The organism is Microbacterium sp. Mcb102, from assembly GCF_024519805.1.
Taxonomy (GTDB): domain Bacteria; phylum Actinomycetota; class Actinomycetes; order Actinomycetales; family Microbacteriaceae; genus Microbacterium.
The window spans coordinates 433,447-456,840 of sequence record NZ_JALJRG010000003.1 but is presented as its reverse complement, the minus strand read 5'-3'; the positions used below and the strand labels follow the sequence as shown (position 1 = coordinate 456,840).

The 23,394-nt window shown below is 63.7% G+C and carries 14 protein-coding genes; 10 read left to right on the top strand and 4 right to left on the bottom strand.

The genetic code is table 11. The annotated features are described in order from the left end of the window. Positions 1–57 precede the first annotated feature (57 nt). Positions 58–1,089: a metallophosphoesterase gene (locus tag OC372_RS11000; protein WP_262002016.1), complete on the top strand. Its 1,032-nt coding sequence runs from the start codon at positions 58–60 to the stop codon at positions 1,087–1,089. 139 nt (positions 1,090–1,228) lie between these two features. After that, positions 1,229–1,468, top strand: coding sequence for a hypothetical protein (locus OC372_RS10995; RefSeq protein ID WP_262002014.1), 240 nt, complete (start codon positions 1,229–1,231; stop codon positions 1,466–1,468). A gap of 493 nt (positions 1,469–1,961) precedes the next feature. On the opposite strand, the gene OC372_RS10990 is transcribed toward OC372_RS10995, so the two are convergent. Further along, positions 1,962–2,663, bottom strand: coding sequence for a helix-turn-helix domain-containing protein (locus OC372_RS10990; RefSeq protein ID WP_262002012.1), 702 nt, complete (start codon positions 2,661–2,663; stop codon positions 1,962–1,964). 639 nt (positions 2,664–3,302) lie between these two features. Here OC372_RS10990 and OC372_RS10985 point away from each other — a divergent pair. Together OC372_RS10985 and OC372_RS10980 are read left to right on the top strand one after the other, a co-directional pair. Beyond that, positions 3,303–4,772 carry a hypothetical protein gene (locus OC372_RS10985; protein WP_262002011.1) on the top strand — a complete coding sequence of 490 codons (1,470 nt, stop codon included), beginning with the start codon at positions 3,303–3,305 and terminating at the stop codon, positions 4,770–4,772. Continuing rightward, positions 4,769–7,159: a hypothetical protein gene (locus OC372_RS10980; RefSeq protein ID WP_262002010.1), complete on the top strand. Its 2,391-nt coding sequence runs from the start codon at positions 4,769–4,771 to the stop codon at positions 7,157–7,159. The genes OC372_RS10985 and OC372_RS10980 overlap by 4 nt, the downstream gene beginning before the upstream one ends. 250 nt (positions 7,160–7,409) lie before the next feature. On the opposite strand, the gene OC372_RS10975 is transcribed toward OC372_RS10980, so the two are convergent. Beyond that, positions 7,410–9,182: an ABC transporter ATP-binding protein gene (locus tag OC372_RS10975; protein ID WP_262002009.1), complete on the bottom strand. Its 1,773-nt coding sequence runs from the start codon at positions 9,180–9,182 to the stop codon at positions 7,410–7,412. 309 nt (positions 9,183–9,491) lie between these two features. Between OC372_RS10975 and OC372_RS10970 the strand changes: the two genes are divergently transcribed. Then, a complete protein-coding gene (locus OC372_RS10970; RefSeq protein ID WP_262002008.1) occupies positions 9,492–12,158 on the top strand; it encodes a glycoside hydrolase family 3 N-terminal domain-containing protein in 2,667 nt (888 codons plus the stop codon). A 63-nt stretch (positions 12,159–12,221) separates the two neighbouring features. On the opposite strand, the gene OC372_RS10965 is transcribed toward OC372_RS10970, so the two are convergent. Together OC372_RS10965 and OC372_RS10960 are read right to left on the bottom strand one after the other, a co-directional pair. Beyond that, a complete protein-coding gene (locus OC372_RS10965; protein ID WP_262002007.1) occupies positions 12,222–13,184 on the bottom strand; it encodes a LacI family DNA-binding transcriptional regulator in 963 nt (320 codons plus the stop codon). Positions 13,185–13,242: 58 nt separating this feature from the next. Continuing rightward, the gene (locus OC372_RS10960; RefSeq protein WP_262002006.1) at positions 13,243–14,583 is read right to left on the bottom strand and encodes an MFS transporter; all 1,341 of its coding nucleotides are present in this window, start codon (positions 14,581–14,583) and stop codon (positions 13,243–13,245) included. Between the two features lie 190 nt (positions 14,584–14,773). On the opposite strand from OC372_RS10960, the gene OC372_RS10955 reads away from it, so the two are divergent. The 5 genes from OC372_RS10955 (at position 14,774) to OC372_RS10935 (ending at position 23,299) form a co-directional block, all read left to right on the top strand. Further along, complete coding sequence (locus OC372_RS10955; protein WP_262002005.1) at positions 14,774–17,248, top strand: glycoside hydrolase family 2 TIM barrel-domain containing protein; 2,475 nt, start codon at positions 14,774–14,776, stop codon at positions 17,246–17,248. A gap of 22 nt (positions 17,249–17,270) precedes the next feature. Continuing rightward, entirely contained in the window at positions 17,271–19,511 is a 2,241-nt protein-coding gene (locus OC372_RS10950) for a glycoside hydrolase family 3 C-terminal domain-containing protein (RefSeq protein WP_262002004.1), read from the top strand. A 50-nt stretch (positions 19,512–19,561) separates the two neighbouring features. Then, positions 19,562–20,728: a glycoside hydrolase family 1 protein gene (locus tag OC372_RS10945; RefSeq protein ID WP_262002003.1), complete on the top strand. Its 1,167-nt coding sequence runs from the start codon at positions 19,562–19,564 to the stop codon at positions 20,726–20,728. Positions 20,729–20,860: 132 nt separating this feature from the next. Further along, positions 20,861–21,643, top strand: a complete 783-nt coding sequence (locus OC372_RS10940) for an SDR family NAD(P)-dependent oxidoreductase (protein WP_262002002.1) — start codon at positions 20,861–20,863, stop codon at positions 21,641–21,643. 39 nt (positions 21,644–21,682) lie between these two features. After that, entirely contained in the window at positions 21,683–23,299 is a 1,617-nt protein-coding gene (locus OC372_RS10935; RefSeq protein ID WP_262002001.1) for an FAD-binding protein, read from the top strand. The last annotated feature ends 95 nt before the right edge of the window (positions 23,300–23,394 follow it).

The following is a 23,394-nucleotide window of genomic DNA, read 5'->3' as shown; positions in this document are numbered from 1 at the left end:
TGCGGAATCCTTTCCGCACTTCGGCTAAGATGCAACCACTTCTTCGAAGGAGGGTTCATGAAAGCGCTCGATTACGCGTCCGACATCACGCTGCCGGACGAACGCGTCGCGGTGTGCGGAGACTGGCACGGCAATGTTGGATGGGCGCGAATCATTGCGCGGGCGTTGCCTGCGCTGGCGCCCGAGGTCACCACGATGCTGCATCTCGGCGACTGGCAGATGCCGCCGATAGAGACTGACGAGGTCTTCGCCGAGACCAACATCAACAAGATCTACGTAACTCTCGGCAACCACGACAACTGGGGCGAGATCACACCGCTCCTCAACACGCGACCCGGCGCCGCTGTACGTGTCTCCGACATCACCTGGTTGCTCCCGCGTCCTGCGCGCTTGACCATTGGTGGGCGACTCGTGTTATCGCTCGGCGGCGCAGCATCGGTTGACCGTCAGTCCCGAATCGAGGGGCTGACTTGGTGGCCAGATGAGGCCATTACGGACGAGCAAGTTGCCGCGGCCATCGCCGGGGGGCCCGCCGACCTCATGCTCACACACGAGACTCCAGCGCGAACTCCCGTTCGACGCGTTCGCGACATCCTCCGCACAAATCCCCATCGGTTCCCGACAACTGCACTTGCGGAATCTGCGGCCTCCCGCATGCGCGTGACGGAAGTATGGAACGCCGTGCGTCCGGAACTGCTCATACACGGGCATATGCATGCACCTGGTGGCGGCAAGATTGAAGACGGTCGCCGGGTAGCAAGCCTCGGGCGGGATGTTCAGGTTGGGAACCTCGGCATCCTCGACATGGACACCCTGAGGATGGCGACGCCCCACCCCAGCATCCTTCGTGGGCTCGCGGAGCAGTGGGAAGACGACTACGTCGAGAGAGAGAAACGGGCAGCAAGCGCGGCGAAGTCGCTGGACTCCATGGCCGTGGACGGGCGTGCTCCGAGTCCGGATGCTCTCCGTGACGCGCAGGACTATGTCGACGGGCGGCGTTCTCTTGACGAGCTCATCGAGGGCGTTCGTCGTCGGCACACGCGTCCGGCCGAGGAGGAGGGCGAAGAGGATGGACTTGACGCACGATGAGCAACCGAACCCCTGGGCCGAGATTGTTGGTCCGTGCTATACCACCGCCTCCATTAGGCGCACCCTCCGTTGGACGTCAGCGCAGGTGGCGGCGGCGGTCGAATCGCTCTCTCTCCTCGAGCTTGAGGCAGACGACGGCGTGCGCCTCTACCCCGCGTTCCAGATCGCGGAGGGTCGCGTCATCGACGGCGTCGGAGACGTCCTCCGCGTGCTGAGCACGGGAACCTCGTCTGCATGGACATGGGCCCAGTGGCTCAACACCCCTGTCGACGACGAGACCGGCGAAGAAGCGCCCAGCTCTATCGAACAGCTTCGCACCGGACAGATCGAAGACGTACTCCGCGACGCTCGCCACGCGGCTGCGGCGTGGAGCAGTTGAGGAACCGACGGGCACCCGTTCGACAGGATCATCGGCGAGCAGGAACCCGATCCTCGTTGACCTCCCCGACTGAAGGACGGGGTGGAGGAGGGCGTGATCTCGACACCCTCCTCCACTGCGGTCGAGACGGATACTCGTACGACTTATCCACACGTGACATGCCATGACACCGCGGAACTGTGAGCCCCTGTGGAGAAGAGAGCCTCGGCGTGTCGCGCCGGGACTCGATGGCGGTGGGTGCGTCTAGAGATAGTCGCGCCGGAGGTCGTCTTCGGTGAGGAAGGCCGATGCGGCGACGCTCGTGATGCTCTCGCCCGCACCCACGCGCGTCTTCACAGAGTCGCTGACGCGAGACGAGCAGGGAAGAGGATTTCGATAGAAAGGGGGAACAGGCAGGGTCCGTAGTCGGCGGTAATCGGTCGCCGTGATGAGGCGAACGCGACGGGCGTGTACCGCGAACTTGGCCGGCGGTACCGCGAAGGAGCCGGGGAGGTCATCGGCGTCGACACCTGCGTCGAGCAACTTCCGGAGCTCGGATCGGGGGGGCGAGGAATTCGCCGGCGAACTCCTCGGCCCGATCCTCCTGGTCGCCGTCCATGGCCTCTTGCAGCGCAAGATGACCGAGTTCATGGGCGACGGCCCACGACGCATCCTCTGCGTCTGCTCTCGGGTCGATGAACATGAGCGCCCGCCATCGCCCTGACTTCGCAGCCAATGCGTTCACCCTCGTGCCGCTAAGGTCCCGCCGCAAGCAGATGACGCCGTGCGACTCCAGCATGGTCACGATATCGAGAACTCCGCCGGGCGCCGCCGCCCACTGGAGGCGAAGGCGCTCGGCCTGAGCTGAGGCGGGTTCGTCTTCGATGTCTGGAGTGCCGATGGTATGACGCGTGACAGGCAGGAGACGCTCGATCCGAAGAAAGGCGAGAGTGAACTCGGCCGTTATGCGCTTAGTGACCCTCGCCGGGACGGATTCCTTCATGGTGTGCAGCAGCTGCACCGGCGGGGCGGGGGGGATCAGCAAGGCCGCCGGAACGTCGAGCTCCGCAGCTATGGCGTCGAGTGAGGCCGTCGATGCCGTCGAGTGTCCAGATTCGAGGAGCGAGATCGTCGTCTGCGACACGCTGGCCGCTCTCGCCAGCATGATTTGAGTGAGGCCGCGCGAGATACGAACTGCCTCGAGGGTGGACATCATCTGCTCACCGTACGACGCGTGCACCGAACGCGCCAAAATATTTCACCGAATTCGGTGTGTGAGCGTCCGACCCAGGGCCATGCCCGGAGCTAATACTTTGGAGCATTTCGCGTCGACGGACGCCGGAACCCCTGATTCTGCCAAGCCGGGCAAGCGCTGCCAAGGAGACCTTGGCTGGAGGTAGCCCTACTCTCCACTGGGATCGGAGGGCCCTGCCAAGGCTGCCAAGTAGTAAGTGTTATTCATGAGAGATCAAAAAGAAGAAGTAAGAGATAGGGGCCAGCTTCTCTTCTCAAACTCTCTACTATGCACTCCCCGCACTTGGTCACCTTGGCAGGAGGACTGCCAGGCCTACTCTCGACAGGGATATCGGCTCATCGGGACCTTGGTAGGGACCTTGGCAGGAGCTTGGATCGTACTCATCTGAAGAATTTCCGCGAACCGTGCGCTGAATCCCCGTTTCCGCCGCAGGGTAGAGAGCGAGAGAGAGTCGCGGAGAACTCATCCCCGGTTGAAGCAAGTCATAGAACTGCCGAGCGGCCGCGACCGATGCAGGAGGGGAAGCCCTTGCGCCGGGGCCAGAGTTCACACAACAACTACACAGCGCACACGGGAACCAGCTGCACGTAGCCCGAGCCGATGTCGGGCCGCCTGATGCCCGCCTCGCTCGATGACGCGGTCGCCGCGTACATGGAGATCACGGGTAACACTAGGCTGGCCGCGACCGAAAGCGTAGGACTCATGGAACAGATCCGGCTGGATGCGGCCACCACGCGCCACGATCTCCTGGCCACCCACCGACTCCTCGCCGCCGTGGACGGAGGACCGGTCGCGTTGACCCTCGGCGATGATCTCCATCCGACGAGTCCCGGTCAGTTCAGCGCGTGGCTCCAGTTGGTCTTCACGTGGGGGCAGGACACTCTGAATCGGGTCCTCGTCCTTCCTTCCATGACGGTGGCTCGAGTTCGGCACCGACACCCCTTGTCGGACGTGGAGCTCGTCGCCGTCCTGCTCGCCGACACCATCATCAGCGACAACATCGTTGTCACGGCGGAACTGCAGCCGCTGGCGAAAGCAGCACTGACCGAGAGACGAGTCCTGACGTCCCACAGTGGTGATGGAGACGGCGCCACCCAGTCCTTGCTGCTCGCTGCCCACACCTTCACCAACCGTTCCAGCCCCGAGCTGCATGCACCTGCAGACGGCCGTCTAGGGATCGAGGAAACGGCTCGGACGCTCTACCACGACCTATGGCCGTCACCGGCACCGGTGCGCAAACCGCTACTCGAGTTCGGCGAGCAGGCACGACGTGTCGGCGATGACGTCTACGTCACACGTACGCTTCCGACATCCGATGTTCCAGGCACACCGTTCCGAAACCTGGGGTCGCGAGCGCCGCAGGTGCGTGGACTCGCACTGGAGCTCGCGTCGAAGGTGAGGGTGCGACAGAAGCCGTTGCACGACGAGGTCGGGGAAATCCTCTTCGAGCTCGTACAGAACACGGAATGGCACGCGTCGCAAAGGGCCGGAGGCCGAACCGGCGCCAACTATCGGAGTCTGACATTCCGCGAGTACACCTACACACCGCAAACGCTCAACCGTGCAGGCGAGTTCGACCGGAACTTCGCCGCGTACCTCCGGGACGTCGCCAGAGACGCCCAGACCGAGTCGGGGCGGTCCATCACGCGGATGACATTCGGCAGCATCACGGTCGTCGACAGTGGCGTTGGCCTCGCGCGATCTGTAGCCCGCAGTCTGGGGGAAGAGCACCTCTTGAACGAGGGTACAGAGGTCAAGTACCTCACTCGCGCCCTCGCCAAGCATCTCAAGCGCCGTCGGGTTGATCTGGGGAACATCGGCCTAGCGCGAGTCCAACAAAGCCTCACCACACTTCGCGGCTACATGTCGGTGCGCACCGGCAGCGTGGAGATCCTTCGCAACTTTGTCGACCGTCCCTTCGACCCCGTCATGCCCGATGTCGTCAACCATGCACAACCGCCTCTGATGCTCGACTGGATTCCCTTAGATCCGGACGACTTCGTCGTGGGCCCACGTCTGGGTACAGCGGTCACCATCACGTACCCGGTCGACTTCGAGGTGAATCCGTGACAGTGCAGCGAACGTTCGTCAGCGAGGACGCGTTCAGTTTCGTCACAGAGATCGACCGCCGCGACGTCCCGCTGTTCGTTGCCGTTCACTGGACCGGAGTCCGGTTCACGCCGGGCGACGACTTCACTCAGGGCCTCCGAAAGTTCTTGACGACCCGCCCAGAGGTGTCCGAGGTGTGGTTCGTCTTCCCCTCGGACATGGTGGACGTCTACGAACAACTGCGTACTTCTGACCGCTTCACCTTTGGCGGAACGGGCATCCCCCAGGAGTACCGCTTCTTCGCCGTGGGCCACAACGGTCGGCTTACCGAAAAGTTTCGACCCCGCACCTCGCCCCTCCCGAGAGTAGTGAAGAGCGTGGAGTCCGACGTTCTGGCCGAGGGGCTTAGGCAGATCTTCCGAGATACGGATTCACTCGCGGCCGCCGCCGCTGGCTTTCACTTCACTCATCCGAGCGGCAAGCACTCGAAATACTTCATCCGCGCTTCCCAGGCGGTCTCCCGAGTCCAGCACGCGTACTACGTCGCCTGGGCAATGCTCCGCACCTTCCCCGAGTGCACGGACGAGTCCACCTTGTGGATCGATACGGCCGCCATCTCCGCGGCCGCGTACGCATACATGGACCTGCAACGACGTCTTGGCGCCGTCAGCATTCGGCGAGTGGAAACGTTCGGCGGCTACTCCGGAATGGCGGCGGGTCTCCACCCTGCGGTAGAGGACCTCGTCCTGATCTCTGGCTCCACATCCGGCTCGCTCTCTCGTCACGTTGTTGGCGCGAAGAACGTTCCCTCCGACCGAGTCGCCACACTGTTCTACCTCGCCGAACCGGTCTGGCCCAACGGCGCCGGGAAGCTCATCTGCGACATGAGCGACCGCGACCCCGAAGCCTTCCCGACCATCCGTCAGTCGCGGATTCGTCCGTACGACGCGCACGACGCCGAGGAGTGCGAAATCTGTGACCGCGGTAGCGGAACCATCGCGTTGGCGGGCGACTCGTTCTTCCCCGCAGGCGGTGAGCTGGATCTCCGGATGCCGAGCTTCATTGATAGGCCACTAGGAGCTCTAGAGGGTCGCGAGCGACTCGCGCGGATGACAGAGTTCGACGGCTCCACGTACTTCAGCGACCTTCTCGGATCCGGTGTCATCGCGTTCCCCGACACCCCGTCGCCCCACGGCGTCACGACACTGTTCGGCGATGTGCTCACAGCTGGCACCCACCCTCATATCGTCGAGCGCATCATCGAGGCAGCCGAGGCAGCCGTTGCCGAGGACGAACCGGTCGCCGCCGTCATCTCTCTCGTCGACCCCGACTCCACCGCCCTCGGCCAACTTCTTGCCGACCATTTCATCGGCGCAAGCACGGATAACAACCTCGGTGAGACCGAAGCTCTACGCCGTGAATGGCGGACCGCGGGCGCCGCGACCCTGGCGGAGATCGGAGAGCGGACGGTTCTCGTCGTAGCCGCCGTGGTTGGGTCCGGTCGAGCGCTCACCGCCATCAGCCGGGAGCTGCGCAAAGAAGCAGGCGACTTCCACCCCGAATACTTTGTGGCCGCGGCACATCCAGAGTCGTCCACGGCGTGGACGATTCTCACGCGCACCCTCGAACGCCAGAGCAGCGACAAGACCACCAACCTCGCTCACATCTGGAGACTGCCCCGTGAGCCTCGATTCCCGGGCGCTCTCACGCCCTGGGCCCGCGAGGCGGATGTGCTCGACCAGGTCGGCGGCTGGCTCGCGGCGCACCCCCCGTTCAGCGCATTGGCACCGGCGCTCGAGCCGCGGCTGCACGAACTCAACCGCTTAGACAGCAACACTCTCTTCGTTGGAGCGCTGCACGGTTCGTCCATCGAGCAGCTGAACGCCGACTTCGCGCTCTGGCCGTTCGACTGGACAGATCACGACAGCGGCGCGGTGCCAAGCCACGCGGAGATCTACGCGACGGTCGCGCACCTGCTCTACGAGTCCCGTCGCCGGAACTCCCGCATGGACGGTCGCGTTCTCACTTCTAGGCGCCATGGCTATGCGCTCAACCCCGCCCTGTTCGACCGCTTCAACGATCCAGTGATCCAGGCTGCGGTCATTCGCGCGGCCGAGCCCGGCGAATTGAACTATGAGGCCGACGATGACGCCAGCCACGCAGTGGCAGATGTGCTGTGGTTCGTGCTGGACAACATCGGAACCGAAGCGGGTGGGGCTGCATACGAGTTCCTGTTGGCGTTATGCGAAGGTCGCCAGGAGACTCGAGCCGCGGGGATCCGCATCTCGGATCGGTGGCGTCGCGTGGTGCTCGACGAAGTAGCCAAACGGTATGGCAGCGACTTTGTCGACCTCGCAACTCCCGCGCCTCACCTGCGCGCGCTACTCATCTACCTGCGAGACGCCTGAGGCGAATGCCCAGCCGCGGGGACTGGCGCCTGCTCCTACTGCGTGGGCACCTCGTGGTGAATTCCGGAGGACGCCGTCGGGCGGGGAACGCCGTCGGGCGGGGAAGCTCTTCGGATCTGCTTCATGCCTTCCACGAGGTCGGTGGAGTTCGCTGACGTTCTCCGACGGACATGACTCGGCTTCGCGGTCCAATCATGTCAACGACACAGTGTCACAGAAAGCGGCGGTCAAGAGGGTGACCAAGGCGGCCTCAACTCTGACTTCGAGAATGCAGTTCGGCGTACCGTCCACCCCGAGCCACGAGCTCTTCGTGTCCGCCCGACTCGACGATCTGCCCGCGCTCCATCACGAGGATCCGATTTGCCTGCCGGATCGTAGACAGACGGTGCGCGACGACTAGCGTCGTGCGTCCTTCCATCAGCCGGCTGAGGGCGTCTTTGACAGATGCCTCGGACTCGGGGTCGAGGGCGCTCGTTGCCTCATCGAGGAGCAAGATCCGGGGGTCACGAACAAGAGCTCGGGCAATCGCCAAGCGCTGGCGCTGGCCCCCTGAAAGTCGCGCCCCGTGCTGTCCCACTCGGGTGTCCCACCCGCTGGGAAGGGCGCGGACGAAGTCGAGGGCGTTAGCCGCGGCCAACGCCCTGGTCACTGCCGTGTCCTCGACACGTGACAGTCCATAGGTAACGTTCTCCCAGATGGTGCCCTCGAAGAGGACTGATTCTTGCGGGACGACGGAAATGTGCCGGCGGGCGGTGCGGAGGTCGAGCTGCTGCATATCGACTCCGTCGAGAAAGATCTGACCGGACGTCGGGCGGACAAAACCGAGGACGAGGTTCAGCAGCGTGGACTTGCCGGAGCCGGATGAGCCGACGAGGGCGACTGTTTCACCCGGCGCAATGTCGAGGTCGAGGTTGTGCAATGCATCCACCCCCGCGTCGGCGTAGCGGAACGTCGCGCCTCGGAGTGCGAGGCGGCCTTCAACCCTCTCGACTGCTTGCTTGCCTTCGTTGAGCTCAAGATCGGGTTCTTGCATGACCTCGGCGATGGAGCGTACCGACTCCATACCTCGCGCTGTCACCGGGATAAGCATCAGAAGCTGCGTGAGGCCCTGAGTCAGTAAGGCGAAGTACGTCGAAAGCAGCACCACCTCTCCTGGGGTGATCTCGACAAAACCAGTGAGCGCGAAGATTGCAGCGAGGACGAGGCAGGCGACGCCGAGGAGCTGCATCGTGATCCAGGAGATCGTCGAGACCCGCGCGTTGAGTATGTCCAAGCGCAGGCCCGCTCGCCGTACGCCATCGGCGCCCCTAGCGACGCGAGTGACCGCGGTTTCTTCGAGCCCGTGTGCGCGGGTCACGGGGATCAGGGAAGCCATCTCGCCCACGCGGCTGGCAAGTCCCTCCATCTCCCGCCTGAAGTCCGCGTTGGGCGCGAGAGTGAGCTTTCGGAGAGCAGCTCGAAGGACAATCGCGATGGGCACCGTGAGAGCGTAGATCGGAAGGAACGCGGGCACCGTGAGGGCAGTCATCCCCAGCGCGCCCGCCAACACGATGGCCGACGAGAGTGCGGGCGGGGTGACCTGCTGCAGCATCAACTCGATGTTCTCGACGTCGCGGACCAGCTTTGTCTGTACCACGGCTGCGCTCACTCGGCCGTGGTAGCCAATGGACAAGCTTTGCAGTCGTGCGGCGAGGCCGTTCCTCAGAGTCGCGCCTATGTCGCGAACCACAGTCATGAAGCTGCGTGTGTACAGAAGCGTGTTCGGATAGTTCTGAATCAGGAGGACCGCGGCGACACCCAGCCATCCGAGCACCTCCCACACCTCGCCGGGCCCGGCCACGATGTCGATGATGGCCGCCGTGACAACGGGAAGGAACCACACGGGAATCTCTTTCACCGCGAAGGCCGTCACCGCGACAGTGATGCGCCCGCGGCGACGTCCCAGCAATTTGAACAGTGAGCGCACGGGGTGAGCACCGTCGATTTCCAGTGCGTGAGCGTCGAGAGGCGTGTGGTCTCTCATCTGATTGTCACAGCAGCACGTCGTGAAGCGCTTGCCGGGCGCTGGCCCGTCGGCATCTCGCGAGTCATGACCGTGCCGCCTCCGTTGTCGTTCGGGTCCCAGACCCGATTCGCATCGTCGCTCGCCGGATCTCTGACAAAATGTAGCAGGTGCACCATTTTCACGGAATGATGGAGTTGCGGCCTTCTTCACACCGTCGGACCGCCCAGCGGTACGACCAGCGTGAGTGTTACGCTTGCTCCATTTCCGGCGATTGACGCGCGACAATGGACGGCTAGCGCCGTTTTCTCAGCCAAAGCAGAACGGACGATGATGACCACCCACGGCGATCCCCAGACCCCACCCGTCGACGACGAGGCGCGTTATCGAGACGGCGCGCTCCCGGTCGGTGACCGTGTGGCAGATTTGCTGTCGCGGATGACAGTTGAAGAGAAGGCGGCTCAGATCGCGGCACCCTTCGGTACTGCCGTCAACGTGCACCAGCCACCCGCCGAAGGGTGGGGGGCGACCGTCGCCGGTCTTGCCGCACTCGGAGTGGTACCTCGCGAGGCCGCCGCTGCCGGGAACGAGCTGCAGCGTAAGCACGTGGAAGAGACGCGGCTCGGCATCCCGGTGCTCATCTCCGAAGAGGCTCTCGTCGGGTTGAAGGTCCGGGGCGCCACCACGTTCCCAGATGCCATCGCCCAAGCTGCGACGTGGGACCCTGAACTCATCGAGGCAATGGGGCGCGTAATCGGCACGCACATGGCACGCATGGGGGTTCGTCAGGCACTGTCGCCCCTGGCCGACGTCGCACGCGACCCCCGTTGGGGCCGCGTCGAGGAAACGTACGGCGAAGAGCCTTACCTTGTCGGTTCGATGGCGACGGCATTCATCCGTGGTCTGCAGAACGCCGACCCCGAAGCGCCTCTTGTCGCTGCGATGAAACACTTCATTGGCTATGGCGCAAGCGATGGCGGACGCAACACGGATGCCGCGCACATCGGCCCGAATGAACTACGCGAAGTTCACGCCACTCCCTTCGAGATGGCGATCCGCGTCGGCGGCGCCCGGGGCATCATGCCGTCGTATAACAGCATCGACGGGGTCCCCGTGACAGGGTCCCGCAGGATGCTACGAGATCTCCTCCGAGACGAGCTAGGCTTCGACGGCATCATCATCTCGGACCTGGAAGCCGTCTCCCAGCTCCATTCCAAGCACGGCACTGCTCCTGATGTCGTGCATGCCTTCGCGCAGGCGATCCAGGCGGGCGTCGACCTCGACCTCGACAACCACGTGTCCACCGAGGTCATCCTCGAAGCCGTGCGCGAAGGGATCCTGGCCGAGGCGGAACTCGACCGCGCGGTCAGCAGTGTTCTGCGAACGAAGTTCGAGCTCGGCCTGTTCGAGAATCCGTACGTCGACCTGGATGCAGTTCCGGAGTCTCTCGATTCGGATTCCGAGCGCGCTCTGGCACGGACCATCGCTGAAAAGTCGACGATCCTTCTCAAGAACGACCCGGTCAGCGGCACGCCGCTCCTGCCGCTGACCGATGAGCCGCGAAATATCGCCGTCATCGGTCCAAACGCCGACCGACCGATGGGTCAGCTCGGCAATTACAGCTACCAGGTGCTCGACAGCATGACGAAGAAATTCGCGCTTGCTGCGAACCCCCAGGCGCGCATGGAGACGAATGAGGATACGGGTGCGGACAGCGCCGAGTTGCTAGTCGAGACGGTTCCGCTGACAACGTTCCTCGACGGGATCCGCAATCGTGCCGCTGATGGCACCACCGTCACCTACGCGCAGGGAAGCCCCGTGGCTCGTGAGGACCGCTCCGGCTTCGACGAGGCCGTTCAGGTTGCGAGCTCGGCCGACATCGCTGTGCTCGTCGTCGGTGACCAGTCCGGAATCGGCAACTATGCGACCGTCGGGGAGGGCATCGACAGTGTTGACGCGGCGCTGCCCGGCGTTCAGCGCGAACTCATCGAAGCTGTCGTCGCGACCGGAACCCCGACGATCCTCGTCCTCAGCCACGGGCGCCCCTACGTGCTCGGCGACCTCGCCGAGAAGGTGCCCGCCATCGTCTCCTCCTTCTTCGCGGGAGAAGAAGCCGGATCCGCGGTGGCAGCTGTCCTGTTCGGTGATGTGAACCCCGCTGGACGCCTGCCCATCGCCATGCTGGAGGATGTGGGCGCCGCTCCCATCCCGTACTGGCGGACTCTGCAGCCGGCAACGTATGTCAACGGGTCGACGGCGGCGACGTTCGGATTCGGACACGGGCTGAGCTACACCACCTTCGAGTACCGAGATTTGGCGGTATCCGACCGCGAGGTGCGGACCGACGGCTCCCTTGATGTGAGCTTCACCGTCGTCAACACCGGCGAGCGCACCGGAGACGAGGTCGTTCAGGTCTACGGTCGCGACACCGTCGCACGAACTGTCCGCCGCGGCCGTGTGCTCGTAGGGTTCCAGCGAGTCACGCTCGAACCCGGCGCTGCCGCTCGCGTGACTGTGACGGTGCCTACCTCGATGTTCGCGGTCTGGGACGCCCGCGACGGATGGGAGATCGAACCGGGCGAGCTTCGCTTCTACGTCGGTGGATCGTCAGTCGACACACCGCTGCAGACGTCGGTGCAAGTTACCGGTCCGGCGCAGTCGCTCCAGGCGGCAGATAGAGCGTTGTTCAGCACAGTGGCGGTTGAGCCGACCTCGCCGGACGCTTGGACTGTCGCAGGAGGCGGCTTCGATCTTCAGGGCATCGTTCCGGTGACCGCTGGAAGCACGGTGAAGGAGTGGCTCGCGCATCCGGTCGGAGGAGCGCTGCTGCGCGAACTCCTCGGTGGCGTCAGCGAGGATGCGCTCGCCCCCGCTTTCGGAGTGAGCCTCACGCAGATGGCGCAGTACAGCCAAGGGCAGATCACCGAAGAGACGGTGCGGTCGCTCGCGCAGCACGTCGAGGCCGCGCACGTGGCTGCGGAGAACGTGACAGCTTAGACCCCGCAGGGCTCGCGAAGGAGGGCAGGGATCCGAGGGATTCCTGCCCTCCTTCGTCAGCGCTCAGCGGCGGGTGGTGTCGCCTTGGATGACGCGCAAGCGATCTCGAATCATCTCGACCGGGTCGTCCACGTCGGCCACGCTGGAATCGCGCATCAGAAGGGCCACGATGCCGTGTGCGCTGAAGTCGATGTCGTAGTCGATGGTGGTTATCGTCGGAGTCATTGCGGCTGCGACGGGTGAGTTGTCGATTCCGATGATGCCCAGGTCGTTCGGCACGGTCCGGCCGAAGAACAGCGCGGCCGAAAGCACGGACATCGCGACTTCGTCGTTATACGCGGCTAGACCGATAGGTGTCGATGGCAGCCCGTGTACGGCGTTATGGGAACCGCCACGTTCCAGCGACACGTGACGCGTCGGCAGAACGGTCAGCCCGTGCTCTGTTGCCCATTCATGCACGCCAGCTTCGCGAGCGCTCGCGAACCCTTGCTCGCGAGCGGCCTCCGGGACGACAACAGCGACTGTGTCGAACCCGCACTCGGCCAGGTGCTGTGCCTGCAAGCGGCCGATGGCATTGTCGATGCCGATCTGGATGTCCTCGCTCTGGCTGACCAAGCGCACGCCTTGCCCGAGCAGACGCTCGTTCTGCGCTTCGCTGAGAGACGCCAAACTGATGACACCGTAGGGCTTCAACCCAAGCACGGCGTCTTCCAATAGCCCGTCGGAGCCCATGAACCGGACGAGATTTGTCAGCCCGGCGATGGCGAGTTCAGCGGTCATCGTGTCTACCAGCTCGCGTAACCGAGGGTTGAAGGTGACATCCGACAGGAGAGTGATGACGATGTCGCTACGTCCCCGTGCCAGCGTCCTGCCCGCGAGCGACGGGCGGTAGCCCAGCTCGGAGGCGGACGCTCGCACGCGAGCGATGGTGTCTTCGCTGAAGAGGTGCTCTCGGCCGTTGAAGATCTGGCTGACCGTCGAGCGGGACAGGCCGGCGTGACTGGCGACATCCGCGCTAGTAGTCATGCTGTGCCTTCCCGAGAATCGCGTTGAGCGATATCCCAACTTCACCTGGCGACTCGGCTCAGCGCACCCCGCGGATGCGCCAGGTGGTGATGCCTGTCCCGATGGCAAGGATAGCGCCGGCGACGAACAGCGCGGCGTAGTTCCCGCCGCCACCGATGGCGATGATGAGCGGCGCGATGATGGGAGCGACGACTCCGGGGATGCCGGACGACAGGTAGTAGATGCTCATGTACTTGCCGGCCTTGTCCTTTTCTGGAAGGAGGTCGGTGGCCATTGCCAGGTCGACGGAGTTGAACGCGCCGGTTCCGGCGGCGAGCAGGGTTCCGCCCACGATGAACACGAGCAGGCTCGTCGCACTCGCAGTGGTAACGAGCCCTGCGGCAATGAGGCCAGCAGCCAGCCAGATGAAGGGCTTCCGGCGGCGTAGCTTGTCAGAGAGGAACCCGCCGAGAACGGCGAAGCCCATCAGTGCCAGCAGGCTGATCCCGCCTGCAGCGGCGAGGCTCTGCGCAGCCTGTTCCGGAGTGAAACCGAGGCGCTCGAGGAGGAAGTACAGCTGGTAGGTGCTGAAGAACGTGAACCCGAATTGCAGGAGGAACTTACCGAGGAAAACCATGGCGAAGTCCGCGTAGCGCACCGGGTTGAACCAGAAGCCCTTGAACACTGCGGTGACGGACGGCGTCGCCGTGTCGGCAGCTGCGGGGCGGTCCTTGAGGATCAGCACGAGAACGATAGCGCCGAGCGCGAACACAGCCGGTGGCAGGAGGAACAGCAGGAAGATGTTGCCGGTGAGGAAGCTGCCGATGAGGCTGGCGCCGACGCCAGCGAATGCTGCGGAGACGCCCCCGAGCGAGCCGACCTTTCCACGCTGGGAGGACGGAACCTGTTCTGCAAGAATCGGATTGAAGCCGGCGCTGATAGTGGCTACGGCGAACTGGCAGATCGCCCACCCGAGAATCATCAGCGGAATGTTGGGTGCCAGCGCGAGGACGAATGCGCCGAGCGCGGAGATCAACAGCCCCCCGATGATCCACGGGCGACGGCGACCCCAGCGCAGACGAGTGGCGTCGCTGAGCACACCAGCGACCGGCCCGAAGACGAGTCCGAGTATGCTCCCCAAGCCGATGACCAAGCCAAGGCTCGTGTCCTTGCCCTCAGGGTCAATGACCTGCACCTTGTAGGCCAGGCTGAACAGCGCTGGCATCAGCATCACCAAGTTCAGGCCGAAGTAGGCGAACATGTATGCGGCGATGAAGCCGCCACCTACCTTCGCCGGCTCTGAGCCCGATTGGACAGGGGACTGGTCGTGGTCAAGGGCGAGATCCGCCGCGGACTCCGAGACATTCTCGTAAGTCTGCGCGGGGGTGATGTCCGGCGAATGGGACGACTGATTGTTCACGATGGCTCCGTTGGCATCCGATAGAGGTCGGGTTCGGCAGTCGGGTCGGCTGCACGTCTGAAGGGAACTGTAACCCCCTCTTTGACGCGCGTCAATTGTTTCATCAGTTCGCGTTGACGCGCGTCAAAAGATGTGGTTCTCTGAGGTGGCACGTCAGCCGCGAGCAACGAAGCGCGAGAGAAGGACAACGATGACCACGGCACCGCCCATGCCCACATCCCGACACGAGCTGGGTTCCTGGAGCTTGTCCTCGTCCACGTCGCCCAACCCTGCAACGGTGCGCTTGCCGCACGATGCGATGCTCGCCGAAAAGCGCAGCCCTGAAGCCGCGGGCGGGTCCGATACCGCCTATTTCCCGGGAGGGTCATACACCTATACGACCCAGTGGACGGCGCCACACACGGCATCTCCCTATGTCGCACTGAACTTCGAAGGAGTGCAGGGGGAAGCCACCGTGCTCGTCAATGACGCTCTCGTCGGTGAAGTGCGCAGCGGCTACTCCGAGTGCGACATCGAGATCACCGAGCATGTGCGCTGGGGTGAGGTGAACGACATCCGAGTTGTCGTGGACAACCGGCAGCAACCGTCCAACCGCTGGTATCCGGGCTCGGGACTCTATCGCGCCGTTTCGGTCATCCTCCGTCCGGACGTTCGCTTCAAACCCGACGGTGTCAGACTGCGTACTCGCTCGATGAGCTCCTCCGTTGCGCACGTCGACGTGGCATTCCAGCTCGAGCACACCCCCCAACTGCGCAGAGCATTGTCCGAGACCCATGTGTCCGTGACGCTGTGGGACGACGACCGCCGCGTCGCATACGGTGAGGGATTCGGCATCGACGGGCTCGTATCGTTGCGAGTGCCCGAGCCTCGCGGGTGGTCGGCCACTACGCCCCACCTCTACGAACTCGTGGCGCAGGTCGAACGAGACGGCGTCGTGCTAGACGAGTGTCGAGAGCGCGTCGGACTGCGTACCATCTCGGTTGATGCGCACCAGGGCCTGCGGATCAACGGAGAGTCCGTTCTGCTGCGCGGGGCATGCATCCACCATGACAATGGACCAATAGGCGCCGCCACGTTCCGAGCCGCGGAGTACCGCCGCATCCGTCTTCTCAAAGAGGCGGGGTTCAACGCCATCCGTAGCGCGCACAATCCGATGTCACGTCACCTGCTCGATGCATGCGACGAGATCGGCATGTATGTCCTCGACGAGCTCGCCGACTACTGGGTTGTGTCCAAGACGGCGCACGATTTCGCCTGGCGCTTCCGAGACACATGGCGAGAAGACGCGGACCGTATGGTCCAGAAAGACCGCAACCGGCCGAGCGTCATCATGTACGCATCCGGCAACGAGATCCCCGAGACGGCTACCGCGGAGGGAATTGGTCTGACCCGCGAGATCACCGAGTACCTGCACGAGATCGACCCGGAGCGACCAGTCACCGTTGCCATCAACTTGTTCCTGAACACGCTGGTCTCCCTGAACCAATCTCCGTACAAGGAGCGGCCGGACGATGCGCCGTCGATGGCCGGAAGCACCGAGGCGAACGTGATGATAAATCAGATCGGTCGCATGATGGACGTCGTTTCGCGCCTGCCGCGCGCGGACAAAGCTTCGCGGGCCGCATTCGCGAATGTCGACATCGCGGGCTACAACTACGGCCTCGGCCGCTACCGGCGAGATGTCCGCGCCTACCCAGAGCGTGTCATCCTCGGATCCGAGACGCTACCGGGTGATGTCGCGCGGGCCTGGCGGCTCGTGAACAAGTACCCCGCCGTCATCGGTGATTTCGTGTGGGCAGGATGGGAGTACCTCGGCGAGGCAGGTGTCTCGGTCTGGGTGGAAGGGAAGAAGGCCGGGCTCTCCAAGCCATACCCTTACCTGATCTCCGGGCCCGGAATGTTCGATCTGACGGGCCGCCCCGACATCACCCTTCGTCTCGCCCAAGCCGCATGGGGAAACCTGAATGCCCCAGCGATAGGTGTTCGACCCGTCAATCTCAGTGGCGTCCCCATGGTGCGCTCTGCATGGCGCAAGACCGACGCGGTGGAGAGCTGGTCCTGGAGAGACTGCGAAGGAAAACTGGCCCAGATCGAGGTCTATAGCGCGGACGACCGCGTCACCCTGCTTCTCAACGGTCGACGCATCGGCTCACGACGTACAGGACGCCGCCGAGGCTACGTTGCTAAATTCGTCACGCCGTACGAGCCAGGGACGCTGACGGCTATCGCCTTCCGAAACGGCATCGAAGTCTCTCGGACGACGCTTCGCAGCGCACGCGGCCCGCTTCACGTCACCCTCGACACAGAGGCAGACAGCATTGCCGCAGATGGCGATGACCTTGTCTTCGCGCACATCGCACTCCAGGACGAGATCGGCACCGTCGAGATGCTCGCGGACGAAGAGGTGGAGATCGAAGTCAGCGGGCCCGGCGAACTCATCGGTTACGGCACCGCGGCGCCGGCAACAGAGGAAGAGTTCATTGCCACCACCCGCACCACCTTTCGTGGGCGAGCCCTCGCGGTTGTCCGCTCCACCGGCGAACCCGGGACCATCACCATCACAGCACGTTCGAAGACAGCCGGCGATGCCATCGCCCGCGTCGATGCCGTCGCGTCTGCTGCCCCAGACCACGACACGACGACCCTCAGCAAAGCCATCAACTGACCCATCCAACGAAAGCCCTCTCATGACCGACCAGACAACTTCCGCGGCGTCGCGCGACGTGACGTCCCTCCCCGCGGAGCGCAAGGCGCAGCTCCTGTCCGGACAGAACTTCTGGGAGACCGAACCGATACCCGAACTGCAGCTCCCCGCTGTCAAACTCGCAGACGGCACTTACGGACTCCGCCATCAGTCCGGACGGCACGACCACCTCGCCGTCTTCGAAAGCGATCCCGCCACCTGCTTCCCCCCGGGGGTCGCTATCGGCTCGAGTTGGAACCCCACGGTCGCCGCACGCCTGGGCGCCGCCCTCGGCAAAGAAGCGCTCGCGCAGGGAGTGCACATCGTGCTCGGCCCGGGTATCAACATCAAACGTTCACCGCTGTGCGGTCGCAACTTCGAGTACTACTCCGAAGACCCTCACCTGACTGGCGTGCTGGGCGCGGCGTTCACGAAGGCTCTGCAAGCGGAGGGACCCGGAGTGTCGGTGAAGCACTTCGCCGCCAACAACCAGGAGACGAACCGTCAAACCATCAGCTCCGATGTCGACGAGCGCACGCTTCGGGAAATCTACCTTCCAGCTTTCGAGCAGGTCGTGAAGGAGGCGCAGCCCGCGACCGTCATGGCGTCATACAACAAGATCAACGGTATCTTCGCGTCCGCCAATCCATGGCTTCTCACACGGGTTCTGCGCGAGGAGTGGGGCTTCGACGGAGCCGTCATCTCCGACTGGAACGCCGTCACCGACCGGGTCGCGTCTCTCATCGCGGGGATGGACTTGGAGATGCCTGGCGGCACAGCAGCACACGATGACGACATCCGCGGAGCGCTCGCATCAGGATTGCTGGCGTCCGCCGACTTGGACACCAGCGTGCAACGCATCGCCGCCCTCACAACGCACGTCCCGTCAGAGCAAGGGGTCGCTGACTACGACGCGCACCATTTCATCGCTCGGGAACTTGCTGCTGAGTGCGCGGTCCTTCTACGCAACGAGCACCAGGTCCTCCCCATACCGGACGGTGTGCGCGTAGCCATCATCGGCGAGTTCGCCGAGGCTCTCCGCTACCAGGGCGGCGGTAGCGCGCACGTCAACGCGACTCGGATCGACCAGCCGCTGGATGCAATCCGCGATCTTGCCATCGAGAAGGGCGTGTCCGTCACGTACGCTCGCGGGTTCTCCATCAACGATGACGCAGACGAGGCGGCACTTTCGCTTGAAGCTCTCGAGGCGGCGCGGCGGTCCGACGTCGCTGTCGTCTTCGCCGGCCTCAGCGAGATCGTCGAGTCGGAGGGCATCGACCGTTCAGATATCGATCTGCCGACTGCCCAAGTGGCCCTCATCCGCGCGGTCGCCGACGTCGCGCACCGCACCGTCGTCGTTCTCGCCAACGGGGGCATCGTCTCGCTGGAAGGATGGCATGACGACGTCGATGCAATCCTCGAAGGATTCCTTCTCGGACAGGGCGGCGGCCACGCCATCGCGGACATCCTTTTCGGGCGTGCGAATCCCTCCGGAAAGCTTGCCGAGAGCATCCCGCTTCGCCTCAATGACCACCCCAGCGCCCTGAACTTCCCCGGAGAGCAAGGGCACGTTCGCTATGGCGAAGGCGTCATGGTTGGTTACCGATACTTCTCCACCTTCGACCAGCCTGTGCGCTACCCGTTCGGTCATGGCCTGACCTACACGCAGTTCTCCACGAGCAACCTCCGCGTGGAGTTGACCGCAGACGACACCGCCCGGGTAAGTGTCGACGTCACCAATACAGGCAAGCGTGCCGGCCAACACGTCGTGCAGGTCTACATCGCTACTGAAGCGGGTCCCGTGCAGCGTCCCGCCCGCGAGCTTCGCGGATTTGACAAGGTCGCCTTGGACCCGGGGGAGACGTCAACAGTGCACCTCGACCTTCCGCGTCGAGCATTCACGTACTGGGATATTCAGCACGAGCGCTGGGTGGTCGCGGCCGGCGACTATCGCGTCCAGGTTGCCGCGGACGCGAACACCGTCCTGCTCGAGAACGTTATCCGCCTCGCGGGAGACCGTATCGTGACCGAACTGACGATGGACACTCCGATGGGTGAGTGGTTTGACCACCCCAGTGTGGGCGGAAAGGTCAAGGAAACGCTCGGTTTCACCGCCGTAGAAGTGTCGCCAGAGCACCTCGCGATGATGGCGTCGATGACGATGCGGCAGTTCGTCAATATCTCTGGCCTCGACATTCCAGCCAGCGCTCTTGATGAGCTCATAGTCGCTAGCCGACCCAACTGACCACGTTTCTCCACCTTTGCGAATCATCGCTTTCAGCCGATAGGAACAACATGACCCGACACTTCCCGGACAGCTTCCTCTGGGGAGCTGCCACCGCTGCCCACCAGGTCGAAGGCAACAACCTCAACAACGACTGGTGGCAGCTAGAACAGCTGGCGGTCGGATACATCGACGCCAGCGGCGACGCTCTGGACAGTTACCACCGGTACCGCGAAGACATGCAACTGCTCGCTGACTCAGGCCTCAACACCTATCGGTTCAGCATCGAGTGGGCTCGCATCGAACCGCTCCCCGGACAGTTCTCTCGCGCCGAGCTCGGCCACTACCGACGAATGATTGAAACGGCCTTCGAGCTCGGCCTGACCCCGGTCGTCACCCTTCACCACTTCACGCACCCGATCTGGTTTGGGGAGCGAGGCGGCTGGCTGGCCGAGGACGCAGCGGAGCTCTTCGTCCGTTACGTGCAGCAGGCCTGCACCATCCTCGACGACGTCAAGTGGGTGTGCACCATCAATGAGCCGAATGTGGTGGCGATGAACCATGGAGCCGCTCGCATCATGGCTGCTGGCCACCCGTATCCCTCCACACCCTGGCCGGATCCAGAGATTGGCAGAGCTCTCATCGCCGCTCACAAGGCGGCTGCTCCCGTCGTACGCGAGCTCACGGACGCGAGGGTTGGTTGGACTGTTGCCAATCAAGCGTTCACAGTCACGCCCGGAGCAGAAGATAAATTCGCGGAGGTAGTCGAGGAATGGGAGGACATGTACCTCGTTGCTGCCCGAGAAGACGACTTCGTGGGCGTCCAGTCCTACACCAGCCAGCCCATCGATAAGGACGGCGTCGTCCCGCACCCCGAGAACCCAAACAACACGTTGATGGGGTGGGCTTACCGACCCGACGCACTGGAAACTGCCATCCGCCACACCAGAGCAATCGTCGGCGACGTTCCCATCGTCGTCACCGAGAACGGCATCGCCACAAATGACGACGAGCGTCGCATCGAGTACACCGCTGAGGCCCTCGCCGGCGTACTCGACGCTCTCGAGGACGGCATCGACATCCGCGGCTATATCCACTGGAGTCTTCTCGACAACTTCGAATGGGGCCGCTGGCATCCGACCTTCGGGCTTGTCGCGGTTGACCGCGAAACGTTCGAGCGCACGCCGAAGCCGAGCCTGGCGTGGCTCGGCGAGATCGCTCGCGATAACCGGATGTAGTTCACGACGCCCGTCCGCGCGACTTTCCGCGTGGACGGGCGTCCACGTCCAGCGTCGATGACGCTGGCGGCCCGCGGCGCGACCGCTGCTGGCGCCCTCCCGACCCCCTGCAATCACAATCAAGGAAGACCAATGAACAGACTGACAGACCGCGTTGCAATCGTCACTGGTGCAGCGTCCGGTATTGGCCGCGGAACTACACTGCGCCTCCTTGCAGAAGGCGCAACAGTCTTTGCCGTTGACGTCAACGGGCAGGCGCTGGAGGCACTCCACGCGGATGACGTGGTGGATGCGGAGGCGAAGGCGCGCCTTCACTCTCAGGTCATCGATATCAGCGACGAACGGTCGGTGAAGGAGGGAGTCGCTCGTATCGTCGAGTCTGCGGGCCGCCTCGATATTCTCGTCAACGCAGCCGGCATCCTGACCGCTGGACATACGCATGAGTTCACCCTGGATGCGTGGAACCGCATCATTCAGATCAACCTCACGGGGACCTTCCTCATGGTGCGAGAGACTCTTCCTCTTCTGCTGGAGTCGGCACACGGGGGACGAGTCGTCAACTTCAGCTCGACCTCGGCGTTCTTCGCCCACCCGTATATGGCGGCATACTCCGCGACCAAGGGCGCGATCACGTCGTTCACACACAGCATTGCTCTGGAATACGCGGGACGTGGCTTGCGCGCCGTCAACATCGTTCCGGGCGGCATCGAGAGCGGCATCACCGCAGCCACGCCGGGCCTCCTGCCCGCTGACGCCGACTACTCGCTGCTCGCGAAGCTGTCCGCGGCTTTGAAAACTGACGGTGGGCTCGGTGCGCCGAGCGATGTGGCAGCAGTCATCGCCACGCTGGTTTCCGATGACGGGGCGTTCATTACTGGTACTGAGATTCGCATCGACGGCGGCGCCCACATGTGACTGGCTCTTGGCCCCGACTTCACTGACGAGGAGACGAAGATGAGAACGACAACCCACACTCAGGAGTACGACCTGATAGTCGTCGGTTTCGGGGCCGCGGGAGTTTCCGCCGCCATCGAAGCCGCTGACGGGGGCGCACGGGTGCTCGCACTGGACCGTGGCTTCGGCGGCGGCGCTTCAGCCCTGTCTGGCGGCATCGTGTATGCGGGGGGAGGCACGCCCTACCAGCGTGCCGCGGGTGTCGACGATGACCCAGACAACATGTTCCGGTATCTCAAGCAGGAAGTTCGCGGTGCTGTCAGCGACGAGACCCTTCGACGGTTCTGTGAACAGAGCCCCGGCATGATTGCATGGCTGGAGAAGCAGGGCGCGTCGTTTCAGGCGTCCCTCGCTCCCTACAAAACCTCCTACCCGACAGACCGGCATTACCTCTATTACTCCGGAAACGAGAAGGCCCACCCGTTTAAGGAGCAGGCGAAACCGGCAGCACGCGGCCACCGGCAGGTAGCGAAAGGTCTTGACTCCGGGAAGGTGCTGTACGCCGAGCTGAAAGCCAGCGCGCTCCGCAAAGGCGTAACCTTCCTTCCGCACTCGAGGGTAGATGAGCTTCTCGTCGAGGACGGCGTCGTCGCCGGCGTTCGATTCCGCACTGCGGATCCTTCGTCGCTGCCCTCGACCTATGCCCGCCGCAGCCTCGTGGCAGCGAAACTGGGAAACTGGGCTCCGGCCGTCGGCGCACGGATGGCGGCCACTCTGGATGCCGAGTGGCAAGAAGTGGCTGAGGTGAAGGAAGCTCGCGCGCGCGGAGTTCTCCTCGCCGGTGGTGGTTTTGTGCGAAACCGCGCATGGATGGCGACCTGGGCGGGACCGTACCGTGATATCTCCCCGCTGGGTACGGCCGGCGACGATGGCAGTGCCATCGCCCTTGGCCTATCCGCGGGTGGTGTCACCGACCACATGGACAGAATGACGGCATGGCGTTTCATCAATCCGCCGAGCGCTATGACGGAAGGGGTCGCGGTCGATGGGCGAGGTCAACGCATGGTCAACGAAGACCTCTACGGAGCGACGTTCGCGGATCACATGGTCCGGTCGCACGATGCGCGCGGATATCTGATCCTGGACGCCAAACAGTGGCGAAAAGCGCGTCGGCAGATCTTCACACAGACAAACACGTTCCAGCTCGCGCAACTGCTATACCTCTACACAATCGGGCACCGCAGGGCACACGATCTCGCGGCCCTCGCCCTCAAATTGGGGCTCCCAGTAGCGGAACTTGAATCGACCGTCACCGCGTACAACGCCGGCCTCCTGTCCGGAGCGGGTGACCCCGCCGGGAAGGCTCCGGAGTTGTCGTCCACGATTCTCTCCGGGCCCTACTTCGCCGTGGATATCTCCGTCAAGAACACATCGTTTTACCCGGCGCCTGGCCTCACCTTGGGGGGACTCAAGGTCGATGAGACGACGGGTCACGTTCTCGATGGCGCAGGCCAGCGGATCGAAGGATTGTTCGCTGCTGGTCGTAGCGCTGTCGGGGTCTGCTCCATCGGCTATATCAGCGGCCTCTCCCTCGCCGACTGTCTCTTCTCCGGGCGACGCGTGGGTCGGGAGATCGCCGTTTCCACCCGGCCCGCCGAAGAGAGCGGTCAAGAGTAAGGATCGTGTCTCGGCCGGCGGCGCGGGCTTATAGTCACCCGCACCGCCGGCCGAGAGGCATAACTGCTCCTATCGCCGGACAACACGTCAGCCGG

Excerpts from the sequence above, each read along its gene's own strand:
- OC372_RS11000 (WP_262002016.1), top strand. The coding sequence starts at position 58 with ATGAAAGCGCTCGATTACGCGTCCGACATCACGCTGCCGGACGAACGC.
- OC372_RS10990 (WP_262002012.1), bottom strand. The coding sequence starts at position 2,663 with ATGATGTCCACCCTCGAGGCAGTTCGTATCTCGCGCGGCCTCACTCAA.
- OC372_RS10985 (WP_262002011.1), top strand. The coding sequence starts at position 3,303 with ATGTCGGGCCGCCTGATGCCCGCCTCGCTCGATGACGCGGTCGCCGCG.
- OC372_RS10975 (WP_262002009.1), bottom strand. The coding sequence starts at position 9,182 with ATGAGAGACCACACGCCTCTCGACGCTCACGCACTGGAAATCGACGGT.
- OC372_RS10970 (WP_262002008.1), top strand. The coding sequence starts at position 9,492 with ATGATGACCACCCACGGCGATCCCCAGACCCCACCCGTCGACGACGAG.
- OC372_RS10965 (WP_262002007.1), bottom strand. The coding sequence starts at position 13,184 with ATGACTACTAGCGCGGATGTCGCCAGTCACGCCGGCCTGTCCCGCTCG.
- OC372_RS10955 (WP_262002005.1), top strand. The coding sequence starts at position 14,774 with ATGACCACGGCACCGCCCATGCCCACATCCCGACACGAGCTGGGTTCC.
- OC372_RS10950 (WP_262002004.1), top strand. The coding sequence starts at position 17,271 with ATGACCGACCAGACAACTTCCGCGGCGTCGCGCGACGTGACGTCCCTC.
- OC372_RS10945 (WP_262002003.1), top strand. The coding sequence starts at position 19,562 with ATGACCCGACACTTCCCGGACAGCTTCCTCTGGGGAGCTGCCACCGCT.
- OC372_RS10940 (WP_262002002.1), top strand. The coding sequence starts at position 20,861 with ATGAACAGACTGACAGACCGCGTTGCAATCGTCACTGGTGCAGCGTCC.
- OC372_RS10935 (WP_262002001.1), top strand. The coding sequence starts at position 21,683 with ATGAGAACGACAACCCACACTCAGGAGTACGACCTGATAGTCGTCGGT.